This window comes from Parahoeflea alexandrii, from assembly GCF_024105735.1.
In the GTDB taxonomy this organism is placed as follows: Bacteria; Pseudomonadota; Alphaproteobacteria; order Rhizobiales; family Rhizobiaceae; genus Hoeflea; species Hoeflea alexandrii.
On record NZ_JAAAML010000008.1, the window covers coordinates 1 to 23464 of the forward strand.

The following is a 23464-nucleotide window of genomic DNA, read 5'->3' on the forward strand; positions in this document are numbered from 1 at the left end:
GCTCTCTTTGGATAACACAAGGGCGAACTGCTTGGCGCCAGCGGCGCGCCGCCCTCGTTGTGTGAGCGGTTTATAGGGCCACCCCACCAAATGAGTCAACAACCTTTTTCGCAAAAATGTCATTTTTTTTGACCAAACGGAAAACGCGTCAGAGGCCTCCTTTGCAAAGCCCGAAAAACGGCCATTCAGGGTCAAATCGCAACCAGACGGCGGCTTAGATCACCGTCTGTGAAAGCCGCCTCGGCCTGATCCGGTGAACGCTGCTGCGAAACAGCCGCCTGGGCATTGTTTGTCTTCGTGATCAATCGTGGCCCACTGCTTTGCGGAGTTCTCGCCCTCGCGTTCTGCGGAACACGCGCGCAACCCGGCGCAGGCATTGCTTCACCCAGACACTGCGCGCCCCATCATCGCTTCCGGCTCGCTCCCGGACCTCCCCCCGTGCAGGCCGGATTGAAGCTCCATCAAGTCAAGCCGTCACTCCGTCCGAACCCTGCACAGATGAGCAGCTCATCACGGCTTGAAAGCAGTCCGCTCGCATAAGGCATATATAAAAATATCTTTCACAAATGAATATGTCCGATTAGACTCTTTCAACTGTCAGGGAGAGGATGATGTCTGAGACAATTGAACTGAAGGGAATGACCTGGTCCGATCCTCGAGGATGCGATCCCGTCGTCGCGGCAGCAGAAGCTTTTGCGAAGACCCGTCCCGGTGTCTCTATCATCTGGGACAAACGCTCACTGCAGGGTTTCGAGACGACGCCGGTGGACGAACTGGCCGCACGCTACGATCTGATGGTAATTGATCATCCACATGTCGGTTCCGTTGCCGACCGGGGCTGTCTTCTGCCATTCGAGACCCATGCGAGTGATGATGAACTGGCCGAACTCGCCAACCAGTCGGTCGGCCGCAGCTTTCAGAGCTATTTCTTGCACGGCAGACAATGGGCGCTGCCGATCGATGCCGCAACACAGGTCCAGGCGCACCGAGCCGACCTTTCGCCCCGGGTCGACCGCTGGACCCATGTCATCCGCAAGGCGGAAGATGGTTTCGTCATCTGGCCGCTGCGCTCGCCACACGTTCTGATGAGTTTCTACACGCTTGCCGGCAATCTCGGCCGCCCTTGCGCAACCAGCTTCGGAAATCTCATCGACACTGATAGCGGGCTGCAGGTTCTTGATGCGCTTCGCGCCGTCTCGCGTCACATGGATGAGGCCTTCTACACCATGGATCCGATCGCAGCGCTCGATGAGCTCGCGGATTCCGGCCGCTATCATCTCGCGCCGCTGATCTATCTCTACAAGGGCTATGCCAATGAGGGCTACCGGGCCAACCGGCTCCACTTCACCGACATGCCGGTGCTCGGTCGCAACGGACCCTTGGGTTCGGCGCTCGGCGGGACCGGAATAGCGGTCTCCGCGAAGACAGCGCACCCGCAACTGTGCACCGAGTTCGCGATCTGGCTCGCCGGCGCGGAATGCCAGTGCGGGCTGTACGCCCGCTCCAACGGACAGCCGGGCAATGCCCTGGCCTGGAGCAGCGCCGCTGTCAATTCGCCCGTGCTCGAAGCCTACTACAACACAAGGCTGACCCACGAAACCGCCTGGTTGCGCCCGCGCCATGACGGCTACATGCAATTCCAGGAAGAAGGCTCGGAGATTGTCGCGCACGCCTTGCGCGGACGCCTGGACCCGGGCGCGGCGATTTCCCGGCTGAATGAGCGCTTCCGCGCCAGTTTCAAGGATCGCAGTGCGCGTTGAGAGCGCTTGTCCTTTCCCTGAGGCCACGCAGACCTGCAGCTCGGCAGTCTCAGACGGCTGGTTAGCCTGAGGCACCCGGCACGGCCAGAGTTCCGGCCGCATCTCCGGCGACAAAGCCGAAACCGATGGCCGTCAGCAACCCGTTTCCGGAAAGATACCCTGACACATCCGGGCCGGAGACGCCGCAGGCCGCCCCGCCCCCGGCAAACAGATTGGCGAACGCCGAGCCGTCTTCGCGCACAACACGCGCCTGGTCATCGATCATCAGCCCTCCCTGTGTGTGAAACAGGGCCCCGGTCACCTTGACTGCAAAGAAGGGTGCGGCCAGTGCCGGCTTGCCGGTAAATTCCCGGCCGAACGGGTCCGCGGCTTCACCGGATTGATAAGTCGCGACCTGAGACAATGTCGCCTCAAGCGCCACCCCGGGCAATCCGGTGATGCTGGCAAGCTCCGTCACGCCCGCTGCCTCGCGGATGGCGCCCGCCGCCATGGCTTCCTGGTAGTCCGGAAAGCCCTGGGCAAACGCATGCACCCGGGCATCATAAACGTTCCAGGCGATGCCGCCCGGCTGCGCCAGCACGTTTACCGCCTGCTCGGAATAGCCGCCGTGCTCGTTGGAAAAGCGTGCGCCCTCGCTGTTGACCTGGATGCCGCCCTCCATCATCAGCGCCCACGAAATCAGGATGCCGTGCGGATGCGCCAGGGATCCATGGCCCTGATAACCGGATACGTGCTCAAGCTGCGCGCCCAGCGCCTCTCCCCAGATCAAGGCATCGCCGGTATTGCCCTGGTGGCCATAATAAAGGCCGTCTGCAATTTCGGGAATGTGCTGGCGCACCAGCGCGGGATTGCCGCCAAAGCCGTTGCAGGCGAGCACCAGCGCCTTGCATCCCAGAATTTCCGTGGCGCCGTCGGGCCGGGTGATCCCGACCGCAGCAATCCGGTCATCGCCCTCTGCATGGAGAGTGGTGACACGTGCTTCGTTGACAACCGGAATGCCCGCGGCCTCGACCGCAACCAGCAATCGCGCTTCCAGAGCGGCACCGGTTTTCTCGGGCACCGCGTGCATCCGGTGCCGCGAATGCCCGGGATAAAGGAAATCATCAAGCACGGTCCACTCGAGGCCGTGCGCATCAGCCAGCCATTCCAGCGCCGGCCCGATTGTCTGCGCGGCGAGCCGGGCCAGGGAAGGAGCCGATTTGCCCTTGGACTTGGACATGATGTCGGCTTCGAAGCGCTCCGGCGTATCATCTTCGGTCCCGATGCTGCGTTGGAACCGGGTCGCGGGTGCCGGCACGAAGCCCGATGACATCGAGGTGGAACCCGAAGGCGATGCATCGCGCTCAAGAACGATCACCTCTGCCCCGGCAGCCTTGGCCCGCAAGGCCGCCACCAGCCCACAAGCCCCCGCGCCGATGACAACGACATCGGCCTCGGCATCAATGTGATCGGGAATGTTTCGCGAGATCTGACTGCCACTCATCTCAGGCTCCTGCAATCAGAGTTGCCGCCTCGCTGCAGGTCATCGTCCTCGCCACCGTCGAGAGATCGCCGATGGCGCACTCATGCGTCTCGGCTGAGAACGCAGCACATCCGTCGCTGAGCACGAATGTCGAGAAATCCCGCACATGCGCGTCGCGCACGGTTGAAGCAACGCCGCCATTGGTGACGATGCCGCAGACCATCAGCGTCTCGATCCCGGCCTTGCGCAACACCCATTCGAGCCGCGTCATGTAGAAGGCGGAATAGGCCACTTTCTCCACCGACAGATCGGCGGGCTGCAATTCGTCGACCAGCGCCTGGCCCCAGCTGCCGGGCGCGAAATCACCCTTGGTCAGGAACGGGCGAATCTCTTTCAGGTGCGGGGAGATGAAAGGCTCGCCACCCTTGCCCGGCACCAGCGTGAACTGGGTCGAGATAATCCAGCCGCCTTTTTGCCGAAGCGCATTGGCAACCGGCAAAACCCGTTCGGGCAGCGCGGCAATGTCGGCACTCTTCTGGTTGCCGCGCGCATAAGCCCCGTCGGGATGCAAGAAATCGTTCTGAAGATCGACAATCAACAGGCCCGTGCGTGTGGGATCGAAAGAATGAGCGGTCATCATCTACGCTCCCGGCTTGATCACGAGATTGCCGAAGCCATCGACCACTGCGACGAGACCTGGATCCACGAAGATCGTTGTGTCCGCCTGCTCCAGCAGCGCCGGCCCGGATATGGTCGCGCCGACCGCCAGTTGCAGCCGCTCATAGACTCCCGCCTCATGCCAGGCGCCGTCGGCAAACACTTTGCGCGTTCCGATCCGGCAATCCCCTGCCGGCTTGCCGTCGACCGGGGCAAACACCGCCATGTCCAGCTTCGGCCGGCGGCCGATAACCGCAATCCGATAATTCATAACGCGCATCGGAATGCCGTCGAGCAACCGCCCGTATGCCTCCCGGTAGGCGGTTTCGAAGGCGTCGCGGATGCCTTGCCTGGTCAGCCCGGTATCCGGAATGTCGATGGCGACATTCACCGTGTGGGTCTGGCCGAGATAGAGCATGTCGAGCTCCATCACCCGGTCGATCCGTGCAAAGGCAACTCCGGCGCTCTCAAGCAGCGTCTCGGTCTCGTCACCGATCCGCTCCATCTCCGCGCCCAGTTCCGCCGCATCGATCTGGTCGAGCAGCCGGTTGACCGTCTGAACACGGTCGTGGCGCATGTCGGCCACGACGCAGCCAAGCGCCGAAGTCACCCCCGGAAAGCGAGGCACCAGTGCCGAGGCGAGGCCCACTTCCTTGATCAGGGCGCCGGTGTGCAGCGCGCCGCCGCCGCCGAACGGCATGGCCGAGAACTTCGCCGGATCGTGCCCCTTCTCGATCGACACCAGGCGGATCGCACCGGCCATCTTGGCATTGGCCAGCTGCAGGATTGCTTCCGCCGCCTGCTCGATGGAAAGGCCCAGCGGTGTGGCAAGATGGCTATCGATGGCGCGCCGCGCCGCTTCAACATCGAGCCGCGCGAGCTTGCCGCCGATCGGGCGGTCGGGATTGATGCGGCCAAGCACCACATTGGCGTCGGTGACCGTCGGCCGGTCATTGCCAAGCCCGTAGCAGACGGGCCCCGGATCTGAACCGGCCGATTCCGGACCGACCTGCAGCAGCCCGCCCGTGTCCAGCGAGGCGATGGATCCGCCGCCGGCGCCGATCGTGGTGATCTCGATCATCGGCGTGCGCACCACCATGCCGAAATCGATCGCCGTCTGCGCCGCAAGTGCTGCTTCATTGTCGGCGACCAGCGACACGTCGAACGAGGTGCCGCCCATGTCACAGGTGATGATGTTGTCAAAGCCTGCAGCCTTGGCAATTGCGGTAGCAGCGATCACGCCGGCAGCCGGCCCCGAGAGCGCGGTTCTGACCGGATACCGCTTGGCCATGTCGATAGACATCACGCCGCCGTTCGACTGCACGATCAGGATGTCGCCGCCAAAGCCCTTGGCCTCGAGTCCTTTTTCCAGCTTGTCGAGATAGGACGAGACAACCGGCTGCAGATAGGCGTTCAGCGTCGCCGTCGACAACCGCTCGAACTCGCGGATCTCTGGCAGAATCTCGGTTGCCGCGGTGACGTACGCGTTGGGCCAGACCGAGCGCACCGCCTCGACGGCGTGTTTCTCGTTCTCGTTGTTGGCGTAGCCATTGATGAAGAACACGCAGACCGCTTCGCAGCCACTTTCAGCGAGCGCCTTGGCCTGAGCCTTGACCTCGGCCACGTCGACAGGCTCGAGCACGGTGCCGTCGGCCAGCACCCGTTCGCTGACTTCGACACGGTCGGGCCGTTCCACCACCGGAGTGAAAGATCCCTTCAGGCCCCAGGTCGTCGGCCGGTCGCGGCGGCGCATTTCCAGCACGTCGCGGAATCCCTCCGTGGTGATGATACCGGTGCGCGCGCCCTTGCGCTCGAGCAGCGCATTGGTGCCGACGGTCGTGCCGTGCACCACCGTGGAAATATCGGCGAAGTTTTCCACCCTGCTGCCAATGCCTTCGACAAAGCCTTTCGACTGGTCGCCGCGGGTGGATGGCACCTTGGCAGTGGAGACCTGTCCGCTGGTTTCATCGAGAATGAAGACATCGGTAAAGGTGCCGCCGACGTCGACGCCGATGACGTAAGCTGGTCGTGTCATTGGGCTGTCTCCCGGGCGCGCAGATCTCGTGTGGCGGCATCATCGACGGACCCGTCCGGTCCAATGACGACGCCATAGTCGGCTTCAGTGTGTTCAGCCGTGATGTAGCCCAGCCGCAAATCACGGGCGACGCTTTCAGGGTTTCGCTCGAAGGCGTGGCCATAGCCGCCACCCCCGGGTGTTTCCAGCCGCAGTTTCTGGCCGCGGTCGATATGCACCCCAACAATTTTCGAAGCCATCGGTGGCACGTGCTCGCCGTCCGCCTGCTGATAGTGGAATGTGTTGAGGGCGCCTGCCCCACCACCGACCACGCCGGGCGGCGCAAACCGCCCCCGCTCGCCGAACAGGAACACGTCCGCCTGTTTCTCCAGAAGTTCGATCTCATAGACTGCGCCAAGCCCGCCGCGGAATTCGCCCGCGCCCCCGGAATCGGGCCGCAGTGCCCATTGCGTGAACCGCACCGGATAGGCCGCTTCGAGAATTTCCAGCGGCGGGATCGTGGCGGTGGAGATCGGCGCGTTGCCATGGTTGAGCCCGTCGCCCGCACCATGGGCGCCGTGGCCGCCGCCGAAGAACGAGAACATCACCCAGCGCTGGCCATTGCCCCGGTGGCCAGCCAGCGACAGCGCGTTGATGGTGCCGTAGGCGCAGGCCATTGCCAGTTCGGGCGCAATCTGCGCCACCGCCTGGAACACCACGTCGATCAACCGCAGGATCGTCTCGGTGTAGCCGCCGACAGGTTTTGGCGCACGAACGGACAGTAGCGAATCCTCATCAATGCGGAATTCGACCGGTTCGAGCACCCCGGCATTGGCCGGCACGTCGCCGAAGATGTGCTTGAGCGCCACGTAACAGGCGGCAATCGTCGTCGCCCGCGAGATGTTGACCGGACCGGCACAGGCCGGCGAAGAGCGCGAGAAATCCATCACCATCCTGTCGCCATCAATGATCAGGTCGAGCGCGATCTTCAGCGGCTCGTCATTGATGCCGTCATTGTCGAGAAAATCCTCGGCCGAGACCGTGCCCGAGGGCAGGTTGGAAATCTGCGCCCGCATCATCTGCGCCGCGCGCGCCGTCAGTTCGCCCATGCAGTCGGCGACCCTGGCGTCGCCATATTCATCGAGTAGCGCATTCATGCGCTTTTCGCCAAGCTGCAGCGCATTGATCTGGCCGTTCAGGTCGCCGTAAAGCGACAGCGGCAACCGCGAGTTCGAGGACAGGATGTCGACGATATCCTGTCGGAACTCGCCGCGGTCATAGAGCTTGACCGGCGGGATCAGCATGCCCTCCTGGAAGCACTCGGTCGCCGCCGGATTGTAGTTGCCCGGCACATTGCCGCCAACATCGTGCCAGTGACCGACGGAGGCCAGATAGCAGAACACCTCGCCATCGCGAAACACCGGCTTGACCAGCCGGAAATCGGACAGATGCGTCCCGCCATCATAGGGATCGTTGAAGATCCAGACATCGCCCTCGTGCACGCCGCCCTGTTTCGCCGCCTTCTCGATCACCGCCTTGACCGCAAACGCCATGACACCGACGAAAATCGGCAGGCCGGATTTCCCCTGCACCAGCGTGTCGCCGGTCTTGGCATCATAGATCCCATGCGAGGCGTCATGCGCCTCGGCAATGATCGGATTGAACGCTGAGCGGAACAACGTCGCATCCATCTCGTCGGCGATCTGCTCCAGCCGGCCCTTGAGGATGGCCAGCGTAACCGGATCAATCGTCATGCGTCTGTGTCTCCATCATAGCGCTTGCCGCTGGCGAGCAGATCATCGGTGCCGATGACCCCGTTGAGCCCGGCGAAATCGAACATGCGGTTGCGGAAGGCCTCGTTTGACCCCGATGCCAGGAGGTTGGCGTAATAGTCCCGCGCCGTGGCGGCGATGGCGCGCACGATCCCACCCGGGAAGATGACGAAGCTGAAACCGAGTGCCTGCAGGCCGCTGGCGTTGATGATCGGCGTCTTGCCGCCCTCCACCATGTTGGCCATCAGCGGCACCCGGCCGCCGAAACGTTTGACGATGAGACTGATCTCTTCCATCGATTGCGGCGCCTCGATGAACAGCATGTCGGCGCCCGCCTCGACATAGGCCTCGGCCCGGTCCATCGCGGCGTCAAAACCTTCGACGGCAATCGCGTCCGTCCGGCCGATAATCAACGTTTCCTCTGAATGGCGAGCGTCGCAGGCAGCGCGGATCTTGCCTGCCATCTCGCCCTTAGAGATCAGCGACTTGCCATCGAGATGACCGCAGCGCTTCGGCATGGTCTGGTCTTCGAGCTGCAGCGCATTGGCGCCCATGCGCTCGAACACTCGCACCGTGCGCTGCACGTTGAGGGCGTTGCCGAAGCCGTTGTCGGCATCAACCACGATTGGCAGCGCAATCCGGTCACGCAGTGCTGCAACTGTATCGGCGACCTCGCTCATCGACACGAGCCCGATGTCGGGCCGTCCGAACCGGGTATAGGCGATGGATGCGCCCGACAGATAGACCGCCTCGGCGCCGGATTGTTCGGCGATCAGGCCGGTCAGAGCATCATAGACACCGGGTGCAAGCAGGATGTCTGCCTGGCCCAGCCGTTGTTTCAGGCTCATGCGCCTGCCTCCCTTTTGCGCTCTTTTGCAAAGCGCTTTTTCAAATGCGGCACCAGCCCGCCATCGGCGAGCATCGGCTTGAGATTGTCCGGCAACGGCTCGAGCCGGACAGTATGATTCTTGGTTGTGAGTTTGAGCGCGCCAGCAACGGGATCGAGGCTCACGGCATCGCCGTCATCCACCCCGCCGATGTCATCGGCGACCAGCACCGGCAGGCCAAGATTGAGCGCATTGCGGTAGAAGATCCCGGCGAAGGATCTCGCCACAACACCGGCAAGGCCCAGATGCTTCAAGGCTTCCGCCGCCTGTTCGCGGGACGAGCCCATGCCGAAATTCTTCCCCGCCACGATCACGTCGCCAGGCTTCACCGATCCGGCGAAATCCGGCCGCGCCGATTCGAGACAATGTGCGGCGAGCATGTCGAGGCCGCCCTTCATGTATTGGCCCGGCGCCAGCTGGTCGGTATCGATATCGTCACCGAGAAGGAAAACACGGCCGCTCATGCCACGACCCCCTCACTCAGGAATTCACGCGGATCGGCGATGCGACCGGTAATGGCGGATGCGGCGACTGTCAGGGGGGAAGCCAGCCAGACCTTTGAAGATGCCGCGCCCATGCGGCCCTGGAAATTGCGTGCGGTCGAGGAAATGCAGGTCACGTCCTCGCCCAGACGATCCATGCCGTATCCGGCACAGATCCCGCAGGCATTGGGAAGGATCTGTGCGCCGGCTTCTTCGAAGACCGCCATGATGCCCTCTTCCGCGGCGCGCTGCTGGTCGCGCATCGAGGCAGGCGCAACCTTGAGTGCAACGCCCGGCGCCAGCTTGCGTCCACGCAGGATCGCGGCGGCGCCCTTGAGATCCTCGTACTTGGCGCCGGTGCAGGCACCAATATAGGCCACCTCGAAACGGGTTTCCGGGGCTTGTGTCACCGGCATCGCATTGGCAGGCGAATGCGGCGCAGCCACCTGCGGCTCCAGTGCCGACGCGTCGAGCACGTGGTGGGCAGCAAGCTCGGCTCCCGGATCGGTGACAAACCCACGCCAGTCGCCGGCCGACCCGCCAACGCCTTCGAGATAGGCCGCAGTCGTTTCATCCGGCGCGATCAGCCCGGCCTGGCCGCCAAGTTCCGCCGCCATGTTGGACAGCGTCATCCGCTCCTGCATCGATAACGCCGCGATCGCCTCTCCGGTATATTCCACCGCCTGGTACTGCCCGCCATCCATCCCCAGCCGGCCGCAAAGCGCCAGCATGATGTCCTTGGCGAGCACGCCCGGCGACAGCCGCCCCTGCCACTCGATCAGGATCGTTCCGGGCACCTTGAGCCAGATCTCGCCGGTGGCCAGAACGCCCGCCATTTCAGTGGCGCCGATGCCGAACATATAGGCCCCGAAAGCACCACCGGTTGGCGAATGACTGTCTCCTCCGACGACGAGCATGCCGGGCTTCAGGTGTCCGCGCTCGGGCAGCACCACGTGGCAGATGCCTTCCCCGTCATGAAAGGCGACTTTCCGTTCCTTGGCCCATTGGCGGGTCAATTCGAGGATGCGCGCACCCTCATCGGTGTCACCGGGAACGAAATGATCCGAAATCAGCACCACCTTGGAGGCATCGAACAGCCCGACGCCGAGTTCCTTGAGGATCGGCTCGACCCGGCGTGGCCCACCCGAATCGTGGATCATGGCCAGATCGACACGCGCCGTGACCACTTCCCCGGGGCGGACGCTGTCGCGTCCCGCCGCACGGGCAATGATCTTTTGTGCAAGCGTCGATGCCATCACGCCAGCCCCAGGTAGGAGCGCTGCAACTCCGGATCATCCATCAGGTCGGCCGGGATGCCTGAGAGCTTGATCTCGCCGTTTTCCATGACGAAGGCACGGTCGGCAATTTCCATCGACTGCAGCACGTTCTGCTCGACCAGCAGGATGGTCAGCCCGTCTGTATTGAGCTGCTTGATCAGCGAAAACATTTCTTCGACCAGCAAGGGAGACAGACCGATCGACGGCTCGTCGAGGATCAGCAGATGCGGCTCGGCCATCATGCCGCGGCCGATGGCCAGCATCTGCTGCTCGCCGCCGGACAGAGTGCCGGCATTTTGCGAGAACCGTTCGCGCAGGCGGGGGAAGATTTCGGCCACATGCTCGATGTTTCTCGACCGGTTGGCCCGGCCGCGCCGATAGCTGCCAAGTTCAAGGTTCTCCCGCACGGTCATGTTGGGAAACACGTGACGGCCTTCAGGGACCTGGATCAGCCCCTCGTCCACGATCGCCTGCGGGGTAAGCCCTGCAATCGACTTGCCCTCGAACGTGATCGATCCGCTCCAAGGCTGCATCAACCCGGAGACAACCGCCGAGAACGTCGTCTTGCCGACCCCGTTCGAGCCGAGCAGCGTGACGATTTCGCCCTTGTCGATCGACAGGTCGATGCCGCGCAGGACCTCGACCGCGCCATATCCGGCGCGCAGATTGCTGACCTCAAGCACTGGCTGCCTCCCGCTTGGCGATCCGTTCCGCCATGCCCTTGCCGAGATAGGCTTCGATGACATGGGGGTCCGAAACCACATCCTTGGGTGGTCCTTCGGCGATGATCGCGCCCTGGTTCAGAACCCAGGTGTAATCCGACAGGCTCATGACCGCCTGCATCACGTGTTCGATCAGCAGGATCGTCACGCCCTCATCCCGGATCGCATGGATAACCGGAATGACATCGCGGATCTCCGATGGATTGAGACCGGCCAGCACCTCGTCAAACAGAATCAGCTTCGGGTCCGTCGCCAGCGCCCGCGCCACTTCCAGACGCTTGCGCCCGGCCACCGTCAGCGAGGCGGCATCCATGTCGAGCCGGTCACCGAGACCAACCTGCCGCGCCACGGCCTCGGCCTTGGCAAGCGCTTCGGCACGCCCGCGGATCTTCAGATGCGCGCCAACGGCAATGTTCTCCCGCACTGTCTGTCCGGCAAAGGGCTGAACGGTCTGGAAGGTTCGGATCATCCCCCGCTTGGCGATCGCTTCCGGCGGCAGACCGGTAATGTCCTCGCCCAGGAACCGGACTGAGCCGGAGTCGGGCGTGTGAAACCCGGTAATCAGGGCAAACAGCGTGGTCTTGCCGGCACCATTGGGCCCGATCAGCGAGGTGATGCCGCCTTGCGGCACGGTCAGCGTCACCGATTGCGAAGCCTGCAACCCGCCGAAGCTCTTGCACAGTCCATTGATCTCAAGCACGGTCATTGCCCCCTTCTGCCTGGGAAACCGCACGCTTTCCGCTGCGCAGATGTGAGGCGAGTCCGGCAAGCCCGCGCGGCACGAACAGCACCATGATCACCAGCAGCACGCCGTAAAGCACCAGGCTGATGCCCGGGGCATCACCGATCACCGCCCGCGAAAGCTCGGAGAGGCCGTGCAGGAAAGCGGCTCCAAGCAGCGGTCCGAACAGCGTCCCCATGCCGCCGATGATCGGCACCAGCAGGCTTTCGACCGAAATCGCCGCGCCATAGGCAATGTAAGGATCGAGATAGAGGAAGTACTGGGCGTAGAACACGCCCGCGAGGCCGGAGAAGAAACCGGACAGCATGATTGCCCCCATCTTCACCCGGAAGGCGTTGACGCCGAGCGCCCGCGCCGCGTCTTCATTGTCCCGCACCGCCATCAACTGGGCTCCGAATCGCGAATTGCCGATTTTCCACACCGTCAGGAAAGCGGCCAGCGTCATGGCCCAGATCACCCAGAAGAAGCCGGCCTTGGTGAGAAACTGGAAGTTGGCGGCACTCCGCTCAAGCGGAATCAGCAGGCCCACGCCGGCACCGGTGAAGTCCACCGAGTTCGAAAGAATGCGCAACACCTCGGCGAAGGCTAGCGTCACCAGCGCGAAATAGGACCCGCGCAAACCGTAGCGAAATGTGCACAGCCCGATGAATGCACCGACCGCCGCGGCAGCGAGACCGCCAGCGGCCAGGCCGATCCAGGGATTGATGCCGAACTGCACCTGCAGCACCGCCACCGTGTAGGCCCCGGTGCCGAAATAGGCGGCATGGCCGAACGAGACCTGGCCGCCATAACCGCCGAGGATATTCCAAGCCTGGCCCAGCAAGGCTGCATAGAGGGTCATGATGACGATGTTGAGCAGCGATTCCTGCGTGATCAGCAGCGGCGCGAGCGCGATCAGGCCGAAGACCACGATCAGCATCAGCAATTTCGTGTCGGTCTTCATGCCTTGGCTCCAAACAGGCCGGTCGGCCGGAAAATCAGCACAAGGATGAAGATCAGGAAGATCCCGATCTGCCCGAGGCTTTCACCCAGAAACAGCCCTCCCAGGGCTTCGACGACACCGATGATCAGCCCGCCGATCAGCGCACCGACGAACGACCCCATGCCGCCGAGCACGACGATGGTAAAGGCAATGAGCACGAAGCCGCCGCCGACCTGCGGATTGACATAGTAGCTCGGCAGCAACAGGCAGGCCGCTACGCCGAGACAGGCAATGCCCAGGCCGAAGCTCATGGCGAACACGTGATCGGCATTGATTCCCACCAGTTGAGCGCCTTTGCGCTCCTTTGCCAGCGCCCGGATGGCACGGCCGAGATCGGTGCGACTCATCAGCAGCCACAGCAGCGCAGCTGTCACCAGGGCGCCGATGAAGGCCACGACCTTGGGATACGGCAGAAAGGCGCCGAAGATCTCGATGACGTCAAAGGAATAGGGAGTGTCAACGGTCCTCGTGTCGGACCGGAAGAAGAACAGCGACAGGTTTTCGATGATGATCGAAAGCCCGAGCGTGACCAGCAGGATATTCTCGTCGCGGCCGTGACTGGCGCGCCCGATAATCCCCCGCTGCAGAGCATAACCCAGCGCGAACATCGCCGGAGGCACAATCAGCAGCGCCACATAGGGATCGATGCCGAACTGAACATTGAGGAAATAGACCGCGTAAAGTCCCAGCATCAACAGCGCCCCGTGCGCGAAATTGATGATGTGCAGGACGCCGTAGATCAGGGTCAGACCGAGCGCCACGAGTGCATAGAGCCCGCCGGTGGTCAGCCCGTTGAGGACCGATGGAATGATGATTGCGCTGTCTGGCATGGCCGCCTGAAATCCGGATGGGAAATTCCGGACCGGACGCGAACGCCCGGCCCGTCGGTGTCGGTCGGACGACCTACATCTTCATCGGGAAGACAGTTTCAGCCGAAGCGAACTCGGCGGGGTAGATCACCTCGATGGCGCCCTTCTGGACCTGCGTATTCACAGGCTGAGCGCTTTCGTTCTGGCCATTGACGATTTTGGTCGGACCGTAAGGCATGCCATGCTGGTCCCACGTGGAAGAAGCCATCGCAGCGTTGATGGCATCCGGTTCGGTCGAACCGGCACGCTCGATCGCATCGGCGAGGAATGCGACTGCGTTGTAGGCCAAGAAGATCTCGTAGGTGTAGATCAGTCCCTTGGCTTCCGCTGCCTTGCGGCGGGCAAGGGCCAGATCCGACTTCGGATCGTACCAGTGATTGCAGTCCATGATCAGTTCGGCCGCTTCCGGGAACTCGTTGACGAACTGCAGGTTGGACGCAGCCCCGCCGAGCACCGAGTAGATGCCCATCGCCTCGATCTTCTGCTGGCGCAGGGTCCGGGCCAGAAGCACATACTCATTGTAGTAGTTTGCCGGGATGATCAGGTCCGGCTGCTTCGACTTGATCTGAAGCGCGATGTTGGTGAAGTCACGCGTCGGGTTGGCGTGCTTGATGACATCAACAACCTCGATACCGATGCCCGGCAGCTGCTTTGACAGGAGTTCGGCAGTGCCAGTTCCGAACAGCGATTCCTCATGCACGATCATCGCGGTCTTGGCCGGAGAGCCGGCGGTCTTGTTGATGGTGTCGAGATTGCTGACAGCCATCTCCGCGACCTTGCCGTAACCCGGGCTGAAGCGGAATGTGTTGGCGAGACCGCGGGTAACGATCGAATCGGACACGCCGACATCAACCACATGCGGCGTGTTGGTCTTGGCGGCTTCCTGCGAGGTGGCGAGCGAAATCGCCGAGGAGTAACCCGCAACGATGCCGTGCACGCCGGCTTCGGTCATCTTAGTGACTTCGGCAGCGCCGATGTCGGGCTTGCCCTGACTGTCGGCCAGCATCGCCTCGATCATGGCGCCGCCCATCGACTTGATACCGCCGGCTGCGTTGATGTCGGCAATCGCCATTTCGGCGCCCGCACGGCACTGCGAACCGGAAAAGGCGATGAAGCCCGAAACCGGATGGATCAGGCCGATCTTGACCGGCGCGGCCTGCGCGCGAAGAACCGCGGGAAATCCTGTGATGCCGACGCCGAGAGCCGCGGCACCGGTTGCGAGGAATTCGCGGCGGCGAACCCCTGGGGAATTGGTTTTCGTTGACTTCGTATCAGCCATAATTCACCTCCTGTTTGGTCGACCGGCGGTCGATTCAGTGTTCCCCGGTTATGTTTGATTCAGCGCCGCCGGCCGGGACCGGTGACGAGGTTTGTGTCGCCCATCGCATGCCTTCTCTCTCGCGAACGCGATTCATGGACATTTCGAAGCGATAGATGTCGGGACGGTAGAGAACCCGGATGTATTCGACAGCTCGTCCGGAGCTGTCGCGCACGACACGCCGGACCTCGATCAGCGGCGAACCGGCATGCACGGACAGTGCGCCCGCAACCTCGGAATCGGCCAGCGTCGCGGAAATCGTCTGCCGTGCCGAGGCAACCTTCACCCCAGCCAGTTCCAGCAGCAGCAAAAGCGGCTTGGTGTCGAGGTCTTCACGATCGTATTGCCGCCCGATATCGGCCGGCACATAGGTCACCAGGTAGGACATCGGTTCGCCGTCGAGACTGCGCACGCGCACGGCATGCTGCACGTCGGTGCCGGGATCGAGCTCCAATGCGTGGGCAATATCCTCGCTGGCGGCGACATAACCGAAATCGAGCACCCGGGCTTCCGTTGCGATGCCCATCAGCGAGATGTTCTCAAGCCAGCCCTCGATCGACGAGGTCACCGCCGGCGCCTTGGGCCGGTGCGTCACACGGGTGCCACGGCCGCGCTCGCGCACAACAAGCCCCGCTCCGGCAAGTTCGTTAAGCGCCCGCTTGGCGGTAATGCGCGAAACGTTGAATTCGACGGCAAGCTCCTGCTCGCCTGGAACGAGGTCACCGGGCTGAACTTCGCCACCAAAGATGCGGTTGCGCAGGATCAGGAAAATCTGGTGGTAGAGCGGCACGCGGGCATTCGGATCCAGCCGGACCGACGCCCGTTCACTCTCTGCCTCAGCCTCGATCGAATGTCCCGGCACGGTCGTTTTCATGCTGCTCCAACCCTTCTCAATTCTAATGGTATGTCAATATGCCATTATGTCAACTGGCTTGTTTCAGGTGTCTGCTGAACGCTTCTGACCAACGCTGTTCATACGCGATTTCGTAGCACCGAACTTGTTGGAGTTAACGCATGCAAGGCGTGAACACACAGATGATCGGTCGCACGGGGAAACCGCGGTCGCTTCCACCGAAAACAGACGTCTTCCGAGAATCCAAAGGCCGCATGCAGCGACCGCAGTCTGCGGTGTTCCGTCCACCTCAAATGGAGTGGCCCGTCCACCGCGCATCAAAAGGGGGATCGCCGTCTAGAACCAGGAACCCTTGAGCTCATGCCCGGCGAATTGGCCGAGTTCGGAAATCTCGGCCGGATCGGGGGCATGCGACCGGACTTCCGTCATTCGAACCCACACCGCGCGAAAGAACAACTGCGCGCTGGCCTGGGCAAACGAATGGGCAAGTTCGGCGGGCTTTTCGCTGGCAAGCACTTCCTCGCGCAACTCCCGCCACGCCGAAAGTAGCGCCAGAACATCCTCATCGCCGTCGGCCAGTTCTGAAACGAGATCCGTAAAGGCATCGGCACCAGCCCCCTTCTGGACAGTCAGGCCACGGGTTGCCAGTCCAAGTTCGTGGATCCCGTTTGCACCTTCGTAGATCGCGGTAATGCGGGCGTCGCGGAATGTCTGCTCCACCCTGTATTCCTGAAGATAACCGTATCCACCCAGAACCTGGATCCCGAGATCCGCGGATCGCATGCCTGCCTCGGTGCAGAAGATCTTGCACAGCGGCGTCAGGAACTCAGCCAATTGCGGCCGCTGCCCGAGTTCGAGCTCGACCAAGGCCAGATGACACATTGCCCGGGCGCCGAGAGCAAGACATCTCTGGGTATGGAGCATGCGGCGCACATCCGCATGATCGCTGAGCACCGCGACACCGCCGCCCGGCTTTCGGCCCTGCTTGCGCTCGCCCGCATAGGCACGGGCGATGTCGTGGGCCCGGGCCGCATGCGCCACCCCTTGCAACGCCACATCCAGACGGGCGTGATTCATCATCGTGAACATGGCCCGCAGGCCTTCGCCTTCAGCGCCGATCAGTTCCGCATAGGCATTGTCAAACAGCAGCTGGCAGGTCGGCGAGGCGTGCAGTCCCATTTTCTCTTCGATCCGGGTCACGCTGATGGCATTGCGCACGCCTTCCATTTGAGAAGGACACAGGAAAAGGCTCAGCCCCTTCACCCCGTCTTCGGGCGCACCGGTCCGGGCTAGAACGAGATGCAGAATGTCCTCGCAAAGATCCTGATCGCCGCCCGAGATGAAGATTTTCTCGCCGCTGATCCGCCAGCCGTCGTGACCGGGAAGTGCCTTGGTACGAACTCCCGACAGGTCCGAACCGGCACCGGGTTCGGTCAGACACATGGTCGACAGGCACGCCCCCGAGGCAAGCCCCGGAAGATAGCGCGCCTTCTGCTCGTCGCTTCCAAAACGCTCGATGGTCCGGGCAGCACCCGGAACCAGCCCGGTCACCATCTGCAAGGAATGGCAAGCGCCCGAGAAAATCTCTGAAACCGCCGCCAGCACCACTCCGGGAAGAGCCTGTCCGCCATGGGCTTCGGAGAGAGTCAGCCCCGGCCAGCCCTGCGCGGCATACTCCGCATAGGCCTGGACGAAACCGTCAGGCATGCGAACCCGCCCTTCCTCCAGCCGGCAGCCCTGGCGGTCTCCCGGCTCGTCCAGCGGCGCGATCACCGCTTCCGCGAAACCGGCAAAATGGCCGATGATCTCCTGCATCAGCTCGACGTCCAGCCCGTCGAGGCGATCGGCACGCGCAACATGGACCAGCGAGAAGATGATGTCATCCACAGGGGCTTGGAAAGGCTGCATCTTACATGTCCATCATCTCGCCTGGGAATGATCAGGCCTTGCGTCCGCAGACCTACAATACGCCCAGCAACCGCATCGCGTTTTCCTTCAGGATCAGAGGTCGCACCTCGTCCTTGAAGTCGGCCTTGTCGAAGGCGTCCAGCCATTTCTCCGGCGCGATCATCGGCCAGTCCGAGCCGAACAGCATCTTCTTCTTCAGAAGCGTGTTGGCGTAGCGGATGAGGATCGGCGGGAAATACTTCGGCGACCAGCCGGAAAGGTCGATATAGACATTTGGCTTGTGGGTCGCGATCGAAAGCGCCTCTTCCTGCCATGGGAAGGAGGGATGCGCCAGAATGATCGGCATGTCGGGGAAGTCGACCGCCAGGTCGTCGATATACATCGGGTTGGAGTACTTGAGCCGCATGCCATTGCCGCCGCGCATGCCCGAGCCGACACCGGTCTGGCCGGTGTGAAACAGCGCCGGCTTGCCGGTTTCCGCGATCGCCTCGTAGAGATCGTAGGCCATCCGGTCATTCGGATAGAAACCCTGCATCGTAGGGTGGAACTTGAAACCCTGGACACCGTGGTTCTTCACCAGATCTAGCGCCTCGCGGGCACCGAGTTTGCCCTTGTGCGGATCGATCGAGGCAAACGGGATCAGGATGTCGCTTTCCTTGGCGCAGGCCTCGGCAACCTCGTAATTGTTGTAGCGGCGAAACCCGGTTTCGCGCTCCGCATCGACCGGAAAGATCACCGCCGCAATGTTCATCTCGCGATAATGAGCAGCCGTTTCGGGAATGGTCGGCGGATGCTCCCAGGGCGCACCGAAATATTTTGCCATCGTGCTCTGCAGATCGTCATAGCCGTCATCGGCATGGCAGCCGCAGGGTTCCTCGGCATGGGTATGCGTATCGATTGCGCGAACTTTTGAAAAATCTACCATTGTGTCCTCACACCCGGATCAGCGCCGGATCTTCGTTGTCATAGAGCCGTTCAAGAAGGTCGGCTCGGCGGGTGATGATCTTGCGGACATTGAGAGACCCCTTGTCCGTCACTTCGGAATCCTTCAGGCTCGGTGGCTCCGCCAGAATGATGGCACGCGTGATGCGTTTGGCCGATCCGGTCGCAGCCTTGGCCATGCTCCGAAGCCGGTTCTCGATGGCCGATTGCAACGCGCCATCGATAATCGCCCCTTCCGACGTGGTATCGCCATCCATCTGGCCCGGCTTCGGGAAGATGAACAGGCCGATCTCGCCCCGGTCATGGCCGCAGATGACGACATCCTGCACAAGCCCGCGCAACTGCTCGAGCGCCTCGAGCCGCAACCTGCCGGCCTGTACCCAGGTACCGGTGAGCAACTTGAAGTCCTCGGAGACCCGCCCGTCGAAGATCAGTCCGCGGTCGGGATCGTCCGGATTGACGAACCGCACCGCGTCACCGGTGACGAGAAAGCCTTCCTCGTCAAAGGCGGCCGCGGATTTTTCCGCGTCCCCCCAGTAACCGGTCATGATATTTGGTCCCTTGACCCGCAATTCGCAGCGCATCTCGTTATCTGGGGTCAGTTTGATCTCGGTGCCCGGAAGCGGCACGCCGATCACGCCGGACCGGCCGATCGGCTCGTGCACCATCAGCGTCGCAGGCGCCGTTTCGGTCATGCCCCAGCTCGATATCATCAACGGTAGCTTGCCGCGGATTTCGATCGCCATCTCCTCAAGACGCGTCCAGACTTCCTGCGGCAGCGACGCGCCGGCATAAAACAGCATGTCGAGATCGCCGAAATAGGCCTTCCGCAGCGCCATGTTGGTTTCCATCTCATGCACCAGCATGGCAAAGCCCACGGGCACGTTGAAGGACAACGTACCCGGCCTGTCGATGACATTCCGGATCGTATGCTGGAAGCCGGAACTCGTCGGCTTTCCATTGTCGATGTAAAGGCTGCCGCCATGCGCCAGCATCATCAGCGTGTTGTGCGAGCCGCCGAAGACATGGTTCCATGGCAGCCAGTCCATGATCCGCGGCGGCCGCTCCTTCAGGAAAGGCAGCACGCTGGCGATCTGGGCCTGGTTGGCGCACATCATCTTCTGCGTGGTCAGCACGCCCTTTGGATCGGACGAAGATCCCGAGGTAAAGAGAATCTTGGCCAGAGTCTCGGGCCCGACTTTCGCATGGACACCAACCAGATCGACGCTGTCGTCGCCGCGCAACAACTCGGCAAACGGCGTTACCTTGACCGGCGCATCATCGGTCAGGCTTGCAACGATCTCGACACCTTCCAGTTCGGGCCGCGAGATGGCGGCACCATAGCGCGAGGCGTCATCGACGAACGCCATAGCCGGCCGGACCTTGTTGAGCACATAAACAAGCCGGTCATGCGCTTCGGTGATCAGCGAGTATTGTTCGGCCAGCGGCACCGTCGGAACCCCGGCATATTGCGCACCGAGCGAAAGCAGCGCGTGATCGAGGCTGTTGCCGGACATGATGACAATCGGCGTCGAGGCATCCATTCCGCGTGCCGCCAGGCTCGACGCAATTGCACGGACCGCATCGCGGACTTCGGCGTATCCCATCTCCCGCCAGCCGCCGCCCGATCTTTCCGCAAGGAAGATGTTCGATGGCGTTTCCCTGGCCCACTTGTCGAGCCAGGCACCCGTGTTCGAAACCACCGGATCGAGCGGAGTCCGGCTGGTCATCAGCAAGTCGCCGTTCCGCCGCTCCATCGAAACGGCATGAGGGACCAGCGTCAGCCCCGTTGCGTTGTCCTTCATGACGTGCCTCCCAAGCGGTCAATCAGCTCTTGCGATTGTCTTCGATGACGCGGCCGAGCAGGCTTTTCAGCGTTTCCCGCTCGGACCTGTCGAGACCGGAGAGAATGCCATCCTCATGGTCATGAACCAGCTTCTCGGTGCGGCTCCAGAGATTGCGGCCTTTCAACGTGGCCCGCAGAGCATAGGAACGCCGGTCCCCTTCAACCTTGTTGCGCGAGATCAGATCGGCATTCTCCAGCTCGTCCACGATCACGACAACGCCGGACCTCTCGATCTGCAGCGCCTGGGCCAGTTGCGTTTGCGAGATATCCGGATTTTCAACCACGATGCCGAGAGCAGAGAAGGTCACGATCCGCAGACCGGTCGGCTTGAGTATCCGCATCATGTCAGCATGGATCAGCAGATAGGCCAGCTTCATCTCGTAGCCGACAAACTGACGCAGGCTGGTTTGCGCCAGTTGTTCGTCCTTTCCGGCAGTCTCGGTAGCTCGCTTTTTCATGTCTGCTCCTGTCATGACACCCTTGCCGGGCAGCGGTTGCCCGTATTGCCGAGGCTTTGATTCAAACCGTGCCCGGCATTTCGGCGGCTACCGGAAGACCGGCCGCCGCTTCTCGAGGAAGGACCGCAAACCTTCTTCGGCGTCGGCACTCGTCTGCGACACCGCGGCACAAAGGCTTTCTGCAAACAGCCCGTCCGACTTCGACATGTCGGAAATCCGGCTGATCGCCTGAATCATCATGTAGTTTGAAAGGCTCGCATTGCTGGCGATCTTGGTGGCGAGCTTCTGCGCCAGCGCCATGGCTTCGCCCTCACCCACAGAATAGTGCGTCAGTCCCAGCGCCAGGCCTTCCTCGGCCCCGTACTTGCGACCGGTCAGCATCATCTCGCACATCCGGTCCGAGCCGATGATCCGCCCGACACGAACGGTCGCACCGCCGCCGACGAAGATGCCGCGCATGCCCTCCGGCAACTGGAAGATGGTCGAGGGTTCGGCAATCCGCACATGGGTCGAGGTGGCAAGCTCCAGCCCGCCGCCGATGACGGCGCCAAACATAGCCGAGACCACAGGAAGGCCGGAGAACTGGATGATGTCCATCACCCGGTGCCAGTTGCGCGAATGGCGCATGGTGCCTTCCGCATCGCGCGACACGTGCTCCGACAGATCGAGGCCGGAGCAATAGTGTCCCGCCGTGCCGGTAAGAATAACCGCCCGCACGCCCTCGGGCGGATTGCTGAAAAACGCCTCGAGCGCTTCGAGCAACTCGTCGCACATGGCATTGCGCTTGGCCGGTCGGTTCATGGTCAGCGTGGCAACCGGTCCATCGGTCGTCACCAGCAGCATGTCACTGGAATTGGTCATCTTGATCCGTGCAATCCTATTTTCGGGCCTACTTTGCCGGCATGCGGGCCGCACCATCCAGACGGATGACGCAGCCGTTCAGCATTGTGTTTTCGACAATCTGTTGGACCAGCTGGGCATATTCCGCGGGCAAGCCCATCCGGCTCGGGAAGGGCACGTTCTTGAGAATGTCCCCGCGGATTTCATCAGGCAGTCCAGCGCTCATGCCGGTTTCAAACAATCCTGGCGCGATGGCGACAACCCGGATTCCGAACCGCGCCAGCTCCCGCGCCGCCGGCAGCGTCATCGAGACCACACCGCCTTTTGAGGCGGAATAGGCCACCTGCCCGATCTGGCCATCCTCGAAGGCCACCGAGGCGGTGTTGACGATCACGCCGCGCGTGCCGTCCGCATCCAGCGGCTCGGCGGCCGCCATCGCCCGGGCAGCGAGATTCATCACCGCGTAGGTTCCCATCAGGTTGACCTGGATCGTCTTGTCGAAGATGGCGGTCGTCAGCGAACCGTCCCGGGGCAGGATGCGCGATGCGGTACCGATCCCTGCGCAGGAGACGACCACCCGCGGCGCTGCTCCCATGGCCTGGACCGCCTGCTCGAAAGCCGCCTCGATTTCCGCCGCATCGGACACATCGGCCGCAAACGCCTCGCCACCGATATCGCCAGCCACCCGCTTCGCCGACTCCAGCGAAAGATCAAGGACGGCGACGCGCGCGCCCGCTGCCGCCAGACGTCTCGATGTCGCCTCGCCCAGTCCGCTGCCAGCGCCGGTCACCAATGCAATGGTTCCGTTCAAATCCATGATGCCCTCCACACTCATCAATGTTTGTGACCAAAATTAACTGTTATGTCAATGAACAATAATTACACTTACAAAATGTTTGTCGGAAGTCGCTTTGCGGACAGGATTGTTTCGACAGGCATCGCGCCGAAAGGCCGACGGCCGCAGGACCAGAGGGCACTTGAGGTGCCTGCACAATCGGAAAGACGGCAGGGAGTTCGTCTCCACCGGTCAGTTCCTGACGGACCGCTGACCAACCGTCACGATGAGCCCTGTCGGGCTGAGGCCGTGTGCTAGCTCAACGGCGCCGGATGGATGAAGGGCCAGGGCGAACTGTCCGAACCGCGCGGTATGCTCACCTCGATCACTACCGGTTCATTGGCGTCGAGAGCTTCGGCGAGCTTGCCGCGAAGCTCTTCCGGGCTGTCGGCTTTCATCGCCATCACGCCGAATGACTTGGCCAGGGCCACGAAGTCGGGGTTCTCGAGGTCGGCGCCAAGCAGCCGGTTGCCATAGACCGTCTGCTGATCGCGGCGCACATTGCCGTAAGCCTGATTGTTGAAGACGATCGCCACCACCGCGATGCCGAACTGTTTGGCTGTCGCGAGTTCCTGAACCCCGAACATGAAGCCACCGTCGCCCGACACCGACACAACCGCCTTGTCGGGATTGGCGACCTTGACGCCCAGCGCGGTGTTGAAGCCGAAGCCGAGATTGTCCTGGTAGCCGCAGGTGACATAGTGCCGGGCGGCATAGACCGGAAAGCACATCCGCGCGGTGAAGCCGACCTGGGAGACCTCTTCGACAAAGAAGCCGTCGCGCGGCAGCACGTCGCGGATCACCCGCAGATAGCCCTCCTGCGGCTGAACACTGGTCA

The 23464-nt window shown here is 62.3% G+C and carries 21 protein-coding genes; 1 reads left to right on the forward strand and 20 read right to left on the reverse strand.

Annotated elements, in window-relative coordinates:
• Positions 1–611: 611 nt before the first annotated feature.
• On the forward strand, positions 612–1760 hold the full coding sequence (locus GTW23_RS23190; protein ID WP_252917719.1) for a type 2 periplasmic-binding domain-containing protein: 1149 nt from the start codon (positions 612–614) through the stop codon (positions 1758–1760).
• 61 nt (positions 1761–1821) lie between these two features.
• Here GTW23_RS23190 and GTW23_RS23195 read toward each other — a convergent pair whose 3' ends face one another.
• From GTW23_RS23195 to GTW23_RS23290, 20 genes are all read right to left on the reverse strand, one after another.
• Positions 1822–3243 (reverse strand): FAD-dependent oxidoreductase, encoded by a 1422-nt coding sequence (locus GTW23_RS23195; RefSeq protein WP_252917720.1) that lies wholly within the window; start codon positions 3241–3243, stop codon positions 1822–1824.
• A 1-nt stretch (position 3244) separates the two neighbouring features.
• Positions 3245–3859: a cysteine hydrolase family protein gene (locus GTW23_RS23200; protein WP_252917721.1), complete on the reverse strand. Its 615-nt coding sequence runs from the start codon at positions 3857–3859 to the stop codon at positions 3245–3247.
• A gap of 3 nt (positions 3860–3862) precedes the next feature.
• Complete coding sequence (locus GTW23_RS23205; RefSeq protein ID WP_252917722.1) at positions 3863–5914, reverse strand: hydantoinase/oxoprolinase family protein; 2052 nt, start codon at positions 5912–5914, stop codon at positions 3863–3865.
• Positions 5911–7647: a hydantoinase B/oxoprolinase family protein gene (locus GTW23_RS23210; RefSeq protein ID WP_252917723.1), complete on the reverse strand. Its 1737-nt coding sequence runs from the start codon at positions 7645–7647 to the stop codon at positions 5911–5913. The genes GTW23_RS23205 and GTW23_RS23210 overlap by 4 nt, the downstream gene beginning before the upstream one ends.
• On the reverse strand, positions 7644–8513 hold the full coding sequence (locus GTW23_RS23215; RefSeq protein ID WP_252917724.1) for an isocitrate lyase/PEP mutase family protein: 870 nt from the start codon (positions 8511–8513) through the stop codon (positions 7644–7646). The genes GTW23_RS23210 and GTW23_RS23215 overlap by 4 nt, the downstream gene beginning before the upstream one ends.
• Positions 8510–9016 (reverse strand): LeuD/DmdB family oxidoreductase small subunit, encoded by a 507-nt coding sequence (locus tag GTW23_RS23220; protein ID WP_252917725.1) that lies wholly within the window; start codon positions 9014–9016, stop codon positions 8510–8512. The genes GTW23_RS23215 and GTW23_RS23220 overlap by 4 nt, the downstream gene beginning before the upstream one ends.
• Positions 9013–10290: a 3-isopropylmalate dehydratase large subunit gene (locus GTW23_RS23225; protein WP_252917726.1), complete on the reverse strand. Its 1278-nt coding sequence runs from the start codon at positions 10288–10290 to the stop codon at positions 9013–9015. Before GTW23_RS23225 ends, GTW23_RS23220 begins: the two co-directional genes overlap by 4 nt.
• Entirely contained in the window at positions 10290–10994 is a 705-nt protein-coding gene (locus GTW23_RS23230) for an ABC transporter ATP-binding protein (RefSeq protein WP_252917727.1), read from the reverse strand. The genes GTW23_RS23225 and GTW23_RS23230 overlap by 1 nt, the downstream gene beginning before the upstream one ends.
• Positions 10987–11739 (reverse strand): ABC transporter ATP-binding protein, encoded by a 753-nt coding sequence (locus GTW23_RS23235; RefSeq protein WP_252917728.1) that lies wholly within the window; start codon positions 11737–11739, stop codon positions 10987–10989. Before GTW23_RS23235 ends, GTW23_RS23230 begins: the two co-directional genes overlap by 8 nt.
• Positions 11726–12718 (reverse strand): branched-chain amino acid ABC transporter permease, encoded by a 993-nt coding sequence (locus GTW23_RS23240; RefSeq protein WP_252917729.1) that lies wholly within the window; start codon positions 12716–12718, stop codon positions 11726–11728. The genes GTW23_RS23235 and GTW23_RS23240 overlap by 14 nt, the downstream gene beginning before the upstream one ends.
• Positions 12715–13587 (reverse strand): branched-chain amino acid ABC transporter permease, encoded by an 873-nt coding sequence (locus tag GTW23_RS23245; RefSeq protein WP_252917730.1) that lies wholly within the window; start codon positions 13585–13587, stop codon positions 12715–12717. Before GTW23_RS23245 ends, GTW23_RS23240 begins: the two co-directional genes overlap by 4 nt.
• Positions 13588–13660: 73 nt before the next feature.
• On the reverse strand, positions 13661–14905 hold the full coding sequence (locus tag GTW23_RS23250) for an ABC transporter substrate-binding protein (protein WP_252917731.1): 1245 nt from the start codon (positions 14903–14905) through the stop codon (positions 13661–13663).
• Between the two features lie 34 nt (positions 14906–14939).
• A complete protein-coding gene (locus GTW23_RS23255) occupies positions 14940–15818 on the reverse strand; it encodes a GntR family transcriptional regulator (protein WP_252917732.1) in 879 nt (292 codons plus the stop codon).
• A 315-nt stretch (positions 15819–16133) separates the two neighbouring features.
• Positions 16134–17705: an acyl-CoA dehydrogenase family protein gene (locus tag GTW23_RS23260; protein WP_252917733.1), complete on the reverse strand. Its 1572-nt coding sequence runs from the start codon at positions 17703–17705 to the stop codon at positions 16134–16136.
• A 52-nt stretch (positions 17706–17757) separates the two neighbouring features.
• Complete coding sequence (locus GTW23_RS23265) at positions 17758–18630, reverse strand: amidohydrolase family protein (protein ID WP_252917734.1); 873 nt, start codon at positions 18628–18630, stop codon at positions 17758–17760.
• Positions 18631–18637: 7 nt separating this feature from the next.
• A complete protein-coding gene (locus tag GTW23_RS23270) occupies positions 18638–20452 on the reverse strand; it encodes a feruloyl-CoA synthase (protein ID WP_252917735.1) in 1815 nt (604 codons plus the stop codon).
• 22 nt (positions 20453–20474) lie between these two features.
• The gene (locus GTW23_RS23275) at positions 20475–20951 is read right to left on the reverse strand and encodes a MarR family winged helix-turn-helix transcriptional regulator (RefSeq protein ID WP_252917736.1); all 477 of its coding nucleotides are present in this window, start codon (positions 20949–20951) and stop codon (positions 20475–20477) included.
• Positions 20952–21038: 87 nt separating this feature from the next.
• The gene (locus tag GTW23_RS23280) at positions 21039–21812 is read right to left on the reverse strand and encodes a crotonase/enoyl-CoA hydratase family protein (protein WP_252917737.1); all 774 of its coding nucleotides are present in this window, start codon (positions 21810–21812) and stop codon (positions 21039–21041) included.
• Between the two features lie 28 nt (positions 21813–21840).
• Positions 21841–22608 (reverse strand): SDR family NAD(P)-dependent oxidoreductase, encoded by a 768-nt coding sequence (locus GTW23_RS23285; RefSeq protein WP_252917738.1) that lies wholly within the window; start codon positions 22606–22608, stop codon positions 21841–21843.
• 272 nt (positions 22609–22880) lie between these two features.
• The coding region (locus GTW23_RS23290) for a thiamine pyrophosphate-dependent enzyme (RefSeq protein ID WP_252917739.1) at positions 22881–23464 on the reverse strand (584 nt) is incomplete at its 5' end.

Bases quoted from the DNA above. Each gene is read 5' to 3' on its own strand.
- GTW23_RS23190 (WP_252917719.1), top strand. From the start codon at position 612: ATGTCTGAGACAATTGAACTGAAGGGAATGACCTGGTCCGATCCTCGA.
- GTW23_RS23195 (WP_252917720.1), bottom strand. From the start codon at position 3,243: ATGAGTGGCAGTCAGATCTCGCGAAACATTCCCGATCACATTGATGCC.
- GTW23_RS23200 (WP_252917721.1), bottom strand. From the start codon at position 3,859: ATGACCGCTCATTCTTTCGATCCCACACGCACGGGCCTGTTGATTGTC.
- GTW23_RS23205 (WP_252917722.1), bottom strand. From the start codon at position 5,914: ATGACACGACCAGCTTACGTCATCGGCGTCGACGTCGGCGGCACCTTT.
- GTW23_RS23210 (WP_252917723.1), bottom strand. From the start codon at position 7,647: ATGACGATTGATCCGGTTACGCTGGCCATCCTCAAGGGCCGGCTGGAG.
- GTW23_RS23215 (WP_252917724.1), bottom strand. From the start codon at position 8,513: ATGAGCCTGAAACAACGGCTGGGCCAGGCAGACATCCTGCTTGCACCC.
- GTW23_RS23220 (WP_252917725.1), bottom strand. From the start codon at position 9,016: ATGAGCGGCCGTGTTTTCCTTCTCGGTGACGATATCGATACCGACCAG.
- GTW23_RS23225 (WP_252917726.1), bottom strand. From the start codon at position 10,290: ATGGCATCGACGCTTGCACAAAAGATCATTGCCCGTGCGGCGGGACGC.
- GTW23_RS23235 (WP_252917728.1), bottom strand. From the start codon at position 11,739: ATGACCGTGCTTGAGATCAATGGACTGTGCAAGAGCTTCGGCGGGTTG.
- GTW23_RS23240 (WP_252917729.1), bottom strand. From the start codon at position 12,718: ATGAAGACCGACACGAAATTGCTGATGCTGATCGTGGTCTTCGGCCTG.
- GTW23_RS23245 (WP_252917730.1), bottom strand. From the start codon at position 13,587: ATGCCAGACAGCGCAATCATCATTCCATCGGTCCTCAACGGGCTGACC.
- GTW23_RS23250 (WP_252917731.1), bottom strand. From the start codon at position 14,905: ATGGCTGATACGAAGTCAACGAAAACCAATTCCCCAGGGGTTCGCCGC.
- GTW23_RS23255 (WP_252917732.1), bottom strand. From the start codon at position 15,818: ATGAAAACGACCGTGCCGGGACATTCGATCGAGGCTGAGGCAGAGAGT.
- GTW23_RS23260 (WP_252917733.1), bottom strand. From the start codon at position 17,705: ATGCAGCCTTTCCAAGCCCCTGTGGATGACATCATCTTCTCGCTGGTC.
- GTW23_RS23265 (WP_252917734.1), bottom strand. From the start codon at position 18,630: ATGGTAGATTTTTCAAAAGTTCGCGCAATCGATACGCATACCCATGCC.
- GTW23_RS23270 (WP_252917735.1), bottom strand. From the start codon at position 20,452: ATGAAGGACAACGCAACGGGGCTGACGCTGGTCCCTCATGCCGTTTCG.
- GTW23_RS23275 (WP_252917736.1), bottom strand. From the start codon at position 20,951: ATGAAAAAGCGAGCTACCGAGACTGCCGGAAAGGACGAACAACTGGCG.
- GTW23_RS23280 (WP_252917737.1), bottom strand. From the start codon at position 21,812: ATGACCAATTCCAGTGACATGCTGCTGGTGACGACCGATGGACCGGTT.
- GTW23_RS23285 (WP_252917738.1), bottom strand. From the start codon at position 22,608: ATGGATTTGAACGGAACCATTGCATTGGTGACCGGCGCTGGCAGCGGA.